Here is an 11,292-nt window from a genome sequence, read left to right on the forward strand (position 1 = left end):
TTCGCCCGAGCACGGTTCACTTCATGTGCGTCCACACCCTCAACATGCCCCCAAACAGGACCGCGAGACAGACGTAACGGAGTCCTACTAGTGCTGGGACCGCATGGGTTCGCCGTGTGGCCGCCGGGCTCCTGCTCCGTCATCATGTGAACCGCTCCGGGTCTACTGATCTCCTCGGATTGTTGCCGGGGTGCCTGGCGGGAGGTCCGCCAGGCCGTACGGCCCGCGCGGTTGAACGGGTCCCGCGCCCGCTGGGGCAGCAACTCCTGGAACCAGCTCCAGAACCGGTCGCCGGAATGGACGAAGAACATTGAGCAGACAGCGCGAGCACCCCAGTTGGTCTGCGGCGCCACGGGCCCGGCAACCGAGGACGGGCCATGGAGGTCGGGTCACCCGGCGCGCTGGGTTGTCTCCCCGGCCTGAGCGGGTACGGCGGGCAGGGAGACGGTGCAGGAGGCACAGCGTCGGGCCTGGGCGGGTACGGGGCTGAGGCATTCGGGACAGTCCCGCTTGGGGGCCTGGACGTCCTGGTGCGGGGCCAGGCGTTCGTGGAGCTTGTTGATCGGGAGCACGACCAGGAAGTACAGGGCGCTGGCGAGCAGGAGAAAGCTGATGGCCGCGTTGACGAAGGCGCCGTAGGGGAACTCGATAGCCCCTACGGTGAAGGTCTTGTGGCTCATGTCACCGGTGGCGCCGGTGGCCAGCCCGACGAGTGGGGTAAGGAAGGCCCTGACGAAGCCGCTCACCACGGCGGTGAACGCTGCCCCGATGACGATGCCGACGGCCAGGTCGACCACGTTGCCGCGCAGGATGAAGCTGCGGAAGCCCTTCACCTTCTCACTCCTAAGAGTCTGTTGACGTCTACGGGCGCCACCGAAAGCGTGGTCAGCCCGCTCCCTTCGCCTCGGATGCCCTGCCACCCCTCACCCATGCCGACTCCGCCGCGCGGCGCGATGATGTACGTCAAGCACGCCATCGCACGGCCGGTCGCTCAGCCTGAGCTGCACCCCGAAACAGGCATTGGCTCGCAAACCGCCCTCTCGTGCAGGCCCAGGATGTGGGGTGCCCTCTCCACCGTGCGCTGTGACCGCTGAGGGTTGAGGTCAGGTGAGGTCAGCCGCCGGCGAGTATCGGGCCGGCGGGGGCAGAGAGTGTCTGGTGAACGTGCGGACAGGGCCTGGCAGAAGCGGTGGTGCGAATGCGCATCCGGCGCAGGAGATCACGGTGGTGCGGCTGCGCAGCGTGCTGCGCCAGGTCAGTCCCGGGTGGCGGGACCGTAGGTGTGACAGCGCACGGGTGCCCAGGCCGGTGCTGTGAAAACGCTCGTCGATGACGACCGCGGTGATGACGCCCAGGGCGCAGTCAGTGCAGATCCGGTACCGGATCTGGCCGACCACCTGGCGGGTGTGCACGAGGAGCAGGCATTCGTCGCCCGGGCCGGGGTCGTCCGGGATGTGCGTGGACAGGAAATCGATGGCCCGGTAGGCGAGGACGCGGCGGCGCAGGCGGCCGGTGCGCCGGCCTCGGCGCAAGTGCTTGGCACCGTCGCGACCGGGCGGCGATGGCTCGGCTGTGGAGGCTTTGCCGACGCGACTGCTGCTGGGGGCACGCGCATGTTGTCCGTGCATGACGTCTCCGGGGGCCCGAACAGCCGACGGATACCCGTTCCAGCGCGCCGGGCACCCCGCCCCGGGGGTGCCCTCTTGTCCGGGACGGCGTCCCGTCTGTGTGGTCGGACTCCGGAGTTCAGTGCTGATGGCGATCGTGCTGGGGCAGGTAGAGGGGACTGATCTGACGCCAGTAGCCGTGCACGAGGTCCTCGGCCTCCTGCACCGCCCGCTGAGCGCACGGCGCGTCCGTCGGCAGGCCCTGCCCGGCTTCGGCGGCGGAGCCCATGCGCCAGGCAGCCCTCAGCGTCGCCCGACGTGAGGCACGGCGGTACGCAGCGGCAGTACTTGGGCTGCTGTTTCGGCCCGCCAGGCACCATCGCGCGAGCAGAATCGCTGCCACCGCCGACAACGCGCTGGCGGCGAACATCTCATGACCGGCCACTGGCTCCTCCTGCCGGACACCCACATGGACCGTGCGGGGTTCGTGTGCCCCCGTATCGCGCTCTCAACGTCACCGTTGGGCTAAGAAAACCTCACAGTCGTCGCCGAGGGGTGGTGAGTCGACGCCCGGCGCGGGCAACTTCATCTTCACGCGGGGCCGCTGGGCCGCTGGGAGCCGACGCCCAACACGGTGCGCGTGTCCCGATCCCCGCCGCATCCGCGCCGCCGCCCATCCCGCCGTCCACAGGATCAAAGCGGCAGCGGTCGCATTTCCGCGACCAGCCCCCCAGCACACGGCTCAGGGAACGTCTCCGCAGCGTTCTCCGGGACCGGACCGCGGACAGGGAACTCGTAGCGGATGGGCTCGCCCGCTCCAGGCCAAAGGTGCGACGGGTTGAGCGTCACGGAATTCCCTACCCTCACGATCACGAGTCCCCATGAGGACGGCGGTCGCGGGGAGTTGAGAGACTCTCTCTATGGGATCTCGGGAGTCCTGGGGCCGGCAATGCTGTCTCTAGTCTTCTGAGTCAGGAATTCCGCAGTCTTCTGAGTCAGGACTTCCGCGCCGCACCCATCCCTCCAGCGCAGCTCGTTCCTCGTCCGACAGGATCAACTCGGCCTTCGGCCGCCCAGTACGCGCCACCCCACAACTCCGCACATCTTTCGAGAATTCCTGACTCAGAAGACTGGGTTCAGTCTCACAGACGATCACTTCTGACAACGCGGGCCCGAGAGGGATACCGGCTTCACTGTGATCACTCTGCGTGGACTCGTTTCCTCCGGTACCACGGGGAGCGGGAAGGGCGGTGGTTGTGGAGGACGAGCAGCGCCAGGGCGCCGGTCGCTGCGGACCAGGTGAGGGAGAGCAGGCCGTGGGACCAGGGAGTCTGAAGGGTGAGGGCTGAGCTGAGCGCCAGCTGGTTCACGCCGTAAAGAGGAAGCGCGCAAACGCCTGCCACATCCATGAGCGTGTTGAAGACAGGGTTCTGCAGACCGGTGTCGACCAGGCTGAGCATGATGATGAGGAAGAAGCCCTCCAGCTCGCCGCGGACCAGAGAACCGAACAGAAGCCCGATGCCGCCGTAGGCGAGGCCGGCGCCTGCAAGGGCCAGCCCCAGGGGGCCAGCGTGGCGCACGGGCACGGAGATCCACAGCAGGACCGTCGTGTAGAGAGCCAACGCGGCCGCTGTGAGGGCGATAGCAGCGAGCTTGGCCAGCAGTATCGGCAGACGGGGGTAGCCGGCGAGCAGTAGGCGGCGGTCCATCTGCCGGGACTGAAAGGTCTCCGTGAAAGAGATGAAGCCGGCGACCATGGTGACGGCGCCCAACGCGCTCGCCACCTGGCCCAACTGGCTGGCCGGGGCGGAGACGGGGGCGCTGATGGCTTCCAGCCGGACGCGCACCACTCGGTCGGATGTGCACAGGCGTGCCACTGCGATCCAGATGGGGATGAACGCGACCGCCAGAACCAAGGCCAACCTGTTGCGCAGGTGGCCCAGCAGAGTGCAGCGCAGGAGTTCGGTGAAGGCCGTCCAGGTGAGTCTCAACGGTTGGTCTCCTCGAAGTGCAGACGGCCCTGGCACAGGTGAGCGATCGCATCGAACTGGTACAGGTCGTGCAGCAGGTGAGAGACCACGATGATCGACCGGCCCTGATCTCGCAGGTCGGCGGCCAGGGTCCAAAATCGCTGATGGGTGTCCCAGTCGAAGCCCTGGTAGGGCTCGTCCAGGACCAGCAACTGCGGATCGTGCATGAGAGCGATCAGCAGGTTCAGCTTCTGTCGCGTTCCGCCACTGAGTTCGCCGACCTGCTGTCGCCGGCAGCCGGTCAGCGCCAGCAGCTCCATCAGCTCGCCGGCCCGTTCCAGTGTCGGCAGCCGGTAGGCCATCTGGAACACCCGCAGATGCTGTCCGACGGTGAACGCGTCGTTCAGTACCGCCCGTTGCGGGCAGTACCCCACCGCCCCAGTCCGTGTCACCGTTCCACGATCGGGTGCAAGGTGCCCTACGGCGATCTGCAGCAGAGTGCACTTACCCGCCCCGTTCTCGCCGACGACTCCCACCAGCGTCCCGGCACACACATCGAGGTCCACATCGCGCAGGACCTGCCGGCCGCCGTACGCCTTGCAGACTCCGCTGATCCGCAGCCGTGGCCGGTGGCGTGTCGTTACTGCCTGCACATGAGCCCCTCGAAAGATCGGACAGATGGAGCGAGCCGCCCTGAGGAAAGGCCGCCACAGGGGCCGGGCCGCGCCGGCTCATGTCGCCTGGCCTGCCCGGCTCATGACCGCACGCCCGCGCCATCCCCGGACGCGGTCCGGCCCTGGGGAGGCCGAGCCCCCGCGCAACGCCCGTTGCCCGGTGTCCAACGAGTCCGTGCCGGTGGTGTTACGGCGATCACCCGCTGTTCCATACCTGCCCGTTGGGCGTGACGTACGCTGCGGTCTGCCGTTGTAGGAAGCGATGCCCACGACACCACAACGAGACTGCAGCGCGCCCACGATCGTGATCGGAGCCGGCCCGCACGGCCTGGCGACCGCCGCACTACTGAACCTCTCCGGAGAGCTGACCGTGATCCTGGAACGGTCGGACCGCGCGGGAGCGAGCTGGGCGCAGCGCTATGACCACCTGCGCCTGCACACCACTCCCAGCACGTCGAATCTCCCCGGTCTGTCGATGCCGCGCCAAGCGGGCCCGTGGGTGAGCCGGGACGACTATGTGCGATACCTGGAGCACTACGTCGCGCATCACCGACTCGACGTCCGGGTGACCACCCCGGTGCAGCGCATCGAGCGGAGCGAGGCAGGTTCGGGAGCGCAATGGCTGGTCCATACCCCCGACGGTCCGGTGGCCGCTGGTGCGGTCGTGGTGGCCACCGGCCGATGTCACACCCCGAACGTCCCTGACTGGCCCGGCCGTTCGACGTTCACCGGCACCCTGCTGCACTCGGCCCACTACCGCTCTCCGGTCCACTACCGCGGACGGGACGTCCTGGTGGTCGGCGCCGGTAACAGTGGTACCGAGATCGCCGCCGGCCTGGCCGGGGCCGGAGCCGAACGCGTACGGATCGCGGTCCGCACCCCACCCAACATCCTGCCCCGCTCCAGCGCCCGGTGGCATGCGGCAGGCCGGTTGACGCAGGCCCTCCCGCTCTCCTGGCGCGACCGCACCTCCCTGCTCACGCAGCGTCTCGCGGTGCCCGACCTGACCTCACGGGGACTGCCTCGACCCCGCACCGGTCTGTACACGCGCCATGCCCGAGAAGGGGTCAACCCGGTGCTCGACCACGGCTTCGTGGACGCCGTCCGGTCCGGCAGCGTTGAGCCGGTCGGGGCCGTCCAGGCGTTCGAGGGCCCCGACGTGGTACTGGCCGACGGCACCCGACTGCGACCCGACACGGTCATCGCCGCCACTGGGTACCGGTCCAACCTGCACGACCTGGTCGGGTCCCTGGGCGTACTCGACGAGGCCGGGCAACCTCTCACCGTAGGGGCACAGAACCACCCCGCGGCCCCGCACCTCTACTTCGCCGGATACACCAATCCCCTCACAGGGGTCCTTCGCCAAGCGGGCATCGAGGCGCGCGCAATCGCCCACGCGTTACGACGTGAGAAAGCGCGAGCACCCCTTCGCATCCCCCAGCTCGGCGACCGCACGACCGACGCGCGCGACAAAGGGCACGCTCCCCGCTGAAGGAGCTTGGGAAGCGTGGCCCTTCAGGGGCATGCCATGAAGGGCGAGTGGATGCCGCGGCGTCGGACGGAGACAGGCGCGGCCGCTTCAGCGGAGGGGTGCCAGGGGGCCGGTTGCGCCGCGGGCCTGCTACAGGCGCTCCGGCCGGAGGTCGCCCTCGAAAGCGCCCACATCCTGAGCCCGGGTGCTGGAATCAGCAGCCTCGGCGGTGCGCGGGGCCCATAAAGCAGGGCCCATAAAAAGGCCGCCCGAGCCAACCACTCCTGTTTTCGTCACGACGTGCTCCACTTGGCTCCGAAGGCCCCGACTGGTAACTCCCGCGCCCTGACCGGTGGCCCGAGGCTGGGCTACCCCGGAAACATGCACGAACGCCGCCGCTGTCCCAGCGAACTGTCCGACGCCCGCTGGGCTCCCCCATCACCACCTGGTCTCATCCGCCGGGGTACGACACGGGTGCACGAACGCCTTGCGGTCCCCGGTCCGCGACCAGCGCTAGCTCGCCGGACCGTGTTCGCCCACGACGGGCAGTCCGAACTCGGGGTCGTAGAAGGTTTGTCGGCACACGCGGCCCGAGCCTCGGATGCCAACGGGCTGTCCTTGTCTCCGTGACGCACGGGTGGAACAGGGCCGGGTTCTTCGTCGGCTCCACGAGCGTGCCCTTCAGTGCAGGTAGCCCTTCTTCGGATCGGTCAGGTTCATGGTGCGGCCGAGGCGGTGGATCTCCGGTCGGCCGTCGATCCGGTCGGCGGCCTTCTCCCCGCCTCTGGCCGGGCGGGGGCCGTCTCGCGCGAGTTCGGGTGCTTGGCCGCGGTCATGCGCGCTCTCGGGGGCGGGCGGTCGGGAGAGCTCGGGACGACCGGGGCCGTGTCCTCGCCCGGCGCCGTACCGCTCGTCGTCCGGTCGTACGTGGGTGAGCTTGGCAGGGTTGGTGACGACGTGGACGCCGGAGACCTGGTCGCCGTCCGGCGCCTTGCGGGGCGGCGTCTTCGGCGGGCACGCCCTCACACTTGGCCCGCGCGGCGTCACGGGCGTAGTCCGGAAAAGTGATCAGCCGCGTACGCTCGTCCCCCGTGGGAGGCATGTCGTTTCGCCGAGTCATCGCGAGGAGCTTCCCGAAGGTCGGAACGGGTGTCGACCCAATTGTCAGAAGCACCGTCAAGTGCCATCGAGCGTGCCGGTACGGCTGCTGACAGACGGGCGTTTACGTGAAACTCTCTGGCCGTTCGCGTGGCGCGCGGGCGACAATCGCCCGCATGACCGAGTCCTCCGGTGGCACGTCCACCTTCCGTGACCTGTCCGCCTTCGTCGCCTGCCCGCGCGTCAACTCCCTTGCCCTGTCAGTCGATGGCACTCGCCTTGTCGCCGCCGTGCAGTCGTTGTCCGAGGACGGGACGCGGTTCGTGTCCGGTCTGTGGGAGATCGATCCGACCGGGGAGCGCGACGCGCTGCGGCTGACCTGGTCCGACAAGGGTGAGTCGGGGCCCGTGTTCGGTCCGGACGGGACGCTGTACTTCCTGTCCGAACGGGCCGCCACGGACGGCGATGAGGGCGCCGCTCTGTGGGCGTTGCCGCCGCGCGGGGAGGCTGTCGTCGTGGCCCGGCACCCAGGCGGGATCACCGCCGTCACCGTAGCCCGCGACTCCGGCGCACTGTGCCACACCGCGGGGCTGCTCCCGGGGGCCGCTGATGCCGAGGCACACGGAAAGCTGCGCGCGGCGCGAAGGGACGCGAAGGTCACCGCGATCTTGTACGAGGCCGGTCCGACCCGCGCCTGGGACCACGACCTGGGCCCGGCGGAGCCGCACGCCTTCGTCCGCGCAGGTGTTGACGCGGAGCCGGTCGTCGCCGGTGGGCAGGGAGTCGGTCTGGAGGATCCGGGGGATGCGGTGTTGTCCCCGGACGGCACACGGGTCGCGTACCGGCGGTTCGTGCCTGGGCGGGTCCCGGCCGAGCATCGCACCACCGTGGTGGTGGCCGACTCTGTGAGCGGCGAGGAGATCCATGTCGTCGGTGATCTGGAGCACCTCTACGAGGCCCCGCGGTTCACCCACAACGGCTCGGCCCTCGTGTGCTGCCGGATGCGCTACCCGACCTACGACGACCCTTGGGAGGCGACGCTCGTACGGATCGACCTGGCCGACGGCACGGTGCAGGACCTGCTGCCCGGGTTCGACAACTGGCCCGGCGGCGTGGCCTGTTCACCGGTGGACGACACGCTCTTCTTCACATCCGACGAGCAGGGGCACGCGCCCGTCTTCCGGCTCGACCCGGACGGCGTTGTCACCCGCCTCACCGTTTCCGGTTCGTACGGCTCGCTGACCGTGAGCCCCGACGGGCGAACGCTCTACGCCCTGCGCCACGCGGTCGACGCGCCGCCGACGCCCGTCCGGATCGACGCCGGCATCGTCGACCAGACTCCGGAAGAGCTGCCCGCCCCGGGAGGCATCGGGGACCTGCCCGGCACACTCACCGAGGTGCACGCGGAGGCGGACGACGGATTCGTGCTGCGTGGCTGGCTCGTGCTGCCCCAGGGCGCGTCCGCCGAGCAGCCCGCTCCCCTGCTCGTCGCCGTCCACGGCGGACCGCAGTCCAGCTGGAACGGCTGGACCTGGCGCTGGAACCCGTGGCCGTTCGCCGCGCGCGGCTATGCGGTTCTGCTGCCGGATCCGGCCCTGTCGACCGGGTACGGGCAGATCAACCACCGGCGCGGCTGGGGGCAGTGGGGCGGTCGCCCCTACACCGATGTCATCGCGCTGACCGACGCGACCGAGGCCCGCAACGACATCGATGCCACGCGCACCGCGCTCGCCGGCGGCTCGTACGGCGGATACATGGCGAACCGGGTAGCCACCAGCACGGACCGCTTCAAAGCGATCATCAACCATGCAGGCCTGTGGGACCTGCGGGCGTTCCAGGGCGACACCGATGTGCCCTGGTACTTCCAGCAAATCTTCGGCGACCCGCTGACCCGCCCCGAGCGCTACGAGGCCGACTCGCCGCACTTGGACGTCGCGAAGATCCGCACCCCGATGCTGGTCATCCACGGCGCGAAGGACTATCGCGTGCCCGTCGGGCAGGGCGCCACGCTCTTCCAGGAACTGCAGCGGCACGAAGTTCCCGCGAAGTACCTCTACTTCCCGGACGAGAACCACTGGGTCCTCAAGCCGAACCACGCGCGCCTGTGGTACGAGACGTTCCTCAACTTCCTCGACCACCACGTCCTCGGTACCGAATGGCAGCAGCCCAGCCTGCTGTGACTCGGCCGCGCCGGTCAGCCGTCCGCTCAACAGAAGTCGTCGACCTGGTCGACGACTTCTGCGGCGACCATGCAGACGCCACCGACCGCGAGTCCGGCCGCACCCGCGGCGCCGGTGCCGGCACCGGCGCCAGATCGGTGAGGCGAGAACGTCGGGGCAGCGTCCCGCATGCACCTTCCCTACGTCCCGCATGCACCTTCCCTGGCAATCCAGCGCCGACAGGTTCACGCAGATTTTGAGACAACGTGGAGTCGAGCCCGACGCCGTGCGCGATGTCCAGGCCTCGCCCCGCACCGCAGGTGCCCACCTGTACCGCGTCTTCCCCTGGCTCGGCATCATCTGCCGTGCGGCCCTGCGCACCGCCTAACTGATCGTTTCAGAATGAGATCTTGGTCTGACGTCTCGACTGAGATGGTGCTCAGTGGGCGATGGAACGGTCTGCCCTGGCGGCGCGTTGGCTCGACAGGACTCTGGGAGGAGAACCTTGTCGAGTTTGAGCTTCCCGTCGGGGCGGGCAGTCGGGCGCGGGCCGACCTGGTACCGCGGGGACTGCCATGTCCACTCCGTCTACTCGGACGGGGAACTCACCCCCGAAGAGTTGGCCATTCGGGCGCGCGCGGCCAGGCTCGACTTCATCGCGACGACGGAGCACAACTCAGCCGCGGCCCCGGGTGCCTGGGGGCATCTGGCCGCCGATGATTTCTTGATCCTTCTCGGCGAAGAGGTGACCACGAAGACCGGGCACTGGCTTGCGCTCGGCATCAATCCCGGCGAGGTTGTCGACTGGAACCACCAGGTCAGGGACGGACTGGTGGACATGTGCCTGGAACAGGTCCACCGGGCAGGGGGCCTGTGCGTTGCCGCGCACCCCCATGCGCCCTACCCCTCGGGCGACTTCATGTTCCCCTTCCTCGGCTTCGACGTGGTGGAGGTGTGGAACGGACTGTGGGCTTCGGACCGGCCCTGGAACGCTGACAACGAGGCGGCGCTGGCCGAATGGGGGCGGAGCCTCGCAGCGAACCTTCAGACCGGCTCGTGGCGGCCGGCGATGGGCAACAGCGACACACACTTGGAAGGGCAGATCGGTATCCCTCACACCGTGGTCTTCGCCGAAGAACTGAGCACGGAGGCGGTCCTGGCCGGGATCCGCGCCGGTCGCAGCTGGATCGCCGAGTCGGCGGATGTGCACGTGTCGTTCACTGCCCATGCCATTGGTCGCGCTGCCGGGGTGGGAGAGCGGCTTGCGACTCATGGTGGACGGGTGGAAGTCCGGGCAGCAGTACGAGGTGTGCCGGCGGGGACCGTCAGCTTCCACACCGACCGAGGGAAGGTCCACCGGGCATCTCTTCCTGGTGAGGGGGCGGGATCGGCGCAATGGGACACGACAGCGGAGCAGTCGGCGTTCGTCCGCATCGAGGTCCGCCATCCCAACGGGCACGTCGCCGCACTCACCAATCCGATCATCCTCAACTGACCGCTCGCTTCACCGTGCGGTCCGCAGGCGACGGAGGCAGATGAGGCTGCAGGCCAGTTCGAGCAGGCATTGATGGAGGTCGGCGCGTCGTTCGTAGCGGATCCGGAGCCGTTTGAACTGGTGCAGCCAGGCGAAGGCCCGATCCACCACCCAACGGACTTTGCCCAGCCCCGAGCCGTGGGCGACTCCGCGTCGGGCGATCATCGGCTTGATGCCGCGCTTCCACAGCGCGCGGCGGTACTTGTCGAAGTCGTAGCCCCGGTCGGCATACAGGTGCCGCGGCTTGTGGCGCGGCCGTCCTCGCCGCCCCCGGATCGGCGGGACCGCGTCGAGCAGCGGCAGCAACTGGGTGACGTCGTGGCGGTTGCCGCCGGTGAGCGTGACGGCGAGTGGGGTTCCGTGCCGGTCGACTATCAGGTGGTGCTTGGAGCCGGGACGGGCGCGGTCGACTGGCGAGGGGCCGACGTGATCCCCCGGCGGTTTCCACTGATCGTTGCGAATCAGCGGTAAGCGAGCTTTCTCGACCAGCGTCTCATGGCCTCGGCCGGGGTGCGGTCTCCGAGGACGCGGCGGGGACGCTCGTTGAGTTCCCGTTCGACTTGCGTGAGGTCGCGGAGGGGGTAGTGGGCGAGGCTGGGGCCCTTGGGGAAATACTCGCGCAGCAGCCCGTTCGTGTTTTCGTTGGTGCCGCGCTGCCAGGGTGCGTGGGGATCGCAGAAGTAGATCCGGAAGCCGGTCAAGTCCTCTATTTCCTCGTGGTGGTAGAGCTCTCGGCCCTGGTCCCAGGTGAGCGTGCGCCGCAGGGAAGCGGGCCAGTC

At 68.8% G+C, this 11,292-nt stretch carries 11 protein-coding genes and 1 pseudogene; 3 read left to right on the top strand and 9 right to left on the bottom strand.

Going from position 1 to position 11,292, the window contains the following annotated elements; all coding sequences use genetic code 11:
• Nucleotides 1–389 precede the first annotated feature (389 nt).
• From mscL to H293_RS0147875, 5 genes are all read right to left on the bottom strand, one after another.
• Entirely contained in the window at nt 390–833 is a 444-nt protein-coding gene (gene mscL / locus H293_RS0147855) for a large conductance mechanosensitive channel protein MscL (protein ID WP_020124849.1), read from the bottom strand.
• A 270-nt stretch (nt 834–1,103) separates the two neighbouring features.
• Nucleotides 1,104–1,532: a hypothetical protein gene (locus H293_RS53565; protein ID WP_020124850.1), complete on the bottom strand. Its 429-nt coding sequence runs from the start codon at nt 1,530–1,532 to the stop codon at nt 1,104–1,106.
• A 214-nt stretch (nt 1,533–1,746) separates the two neighbouring features.
• On the bottom strand, nt 1,747–2,052 hold the full coding sequence (locus tag H293_RS58965; RefSeq protein WP_158694596.1) for a hypothetical protein: 306 nt from the start codon (nt 2,050–2,052) through the stop codon (nt 1,747–1,749).
• Nucleotides 2,053–2,806: 754 nt separating this feature from the next.
• Nucleotides 2,807–3,598: a hypothetical protein gene (locus H293_RS0147870; protein WP_020124852.1), complete on the bottom strand. Its 792-nt coding sequence runs from the start codon at nt 3,596–3,598 to the stop codon at nt 2,807–2,809.
• Entirely contained in the window at nt 3,595–4,197 is a 603-nt protein-coding gene (locus H293_RS0147875) for an ABC transporter ATP-binding protein (RefSeq protein ID WP_028808857.1), read from the bottom strand. Before H293_RS0147875 ends, H293_RS0147870 begins: the two co-directional genes overlap by 4 nt.
• A 316-nt stretch (nt 4,198–4,513) precedes the next feature.
• On the opposite strand from H293_RS0147875, the gene H293_RS52310 reads away from it, so the two are divergent.
• Nucleotides 4,514–5,743 (top strand): flavin-containing monooxygenase, encoded by a 1,230-nt coding sequence (locus H293_RS52310; protein ID WP_051138284.1) that lies wholly within the window; start codon nt 4,514–4,516, stop codon nt 5,741–5,743.
• 660 nt (nt 5,744–6,403) lie between these two features.
• Here the strand turns inward: H293_RS52310 and H293_RS58190 are convergent.
• Nucleotides 6,404–6,769 (bottom strand): hypothetical protein, encoded by a 366-nt coding sequence (locus H293_RS58190; protein ID WP_158694598.1) that lies wholly within the window; start codon nt 6,767–6,769, stop codon nt 6,404–6,406.
• Nucleotides 6,770–6,996: 227 nt separating this feature from the next.
• Between H293_RS58190 and H293_RS0147895 the strand changes: the two genes are divergently transcribed.
• Entirely contained in the window at nt 6,997–9,000 is a 2,004-nt protein-coding gene (locus H293_RS0147895) for an alpha/beta hydrolase family protein (RefSeq protein WP_020124857.1), read from the top strand.
• A gap of 26 nt (nt 9,001–9,026) precedes the next feature.
• Here the strand turns inward: H293_RS0147895 and H293_RS58195 are convergent, their stop codons facing one another.
• Entirely contained in the window at nt 9,027–9,170 is a 144-nt protein-coding gene (locus tag H293_RS58195) for a hypothetical protein (protein WP_020124858.1), read from the bottom strand.
• A 323-nt stretch (nt 9,171–9,493) separates the two neighbouring features.
• Here H293_RS58195 and H293_RS0147910 point away from each other — a divergent pair, with 323 nt between their 5' ends.
• Entirely contained in the window at nt 9,494–10,474 is a 981-nt protein-coding gene (locus H293_RS0147910) for a CehA/McbA family metallohydrolase (RefSeq protein ID WP_020124860.1), read from the top strand.
• 9 nt (nt 10,475–10,483) lie between these two features.
• On the opposite strand, the pseudogene H293_RS0147915 reads toward H293_RS0147910, so the two are convergent.
• Nucleotides 10,484–10,948, bottom strand: a pseudogene (locus tag H293_RS0147915) (IS5 family transposase); the annotation flags it as partial.
• A 26-nt stretch (nt 10,949–10,974) separates the two neighbouring features.
• The coding region (locus tag H293_RS0147920; protein WP_020124862.1) for an IS30 family transposase at nt 10,975–11,292 on the bottom strand (318 nt) is incomplete at its 5' end.

Origin of the sequence: Streptomyces canus 299MFChir4.1, from assembly GCF_000383615.1 — a bacterium.
Classification (GTDB): Bacteria; Actinomycetota; Actinomycetes; order Streptomycetales; family Streptomycetaceae; genus Streptomyces; species Streptomyces canus_C.

Coding starts and splice junctions, on each gene's coding strand:
- H293_RS0147895 (WP_020124857.1), top strand. CDS start 6,997: ATGACCGAGTCCTCCGGTGGCACGTCCACCTTCCGTGACCTGTCCGCC.
- H293_RS52310 (WP_051138284.1), top strand. CDS start 4,514: ATGCCCACGACACCACAACGAGACTGCAGCGCGCCCACGATCGTGATC.
- H293_RS58195 (WP_020124858.1), bottom strand. CDS start 9,170: ATGCGGGACGCTGCCCCGACGTTCTCGCCTCACCGATCTGGCGCCGGT.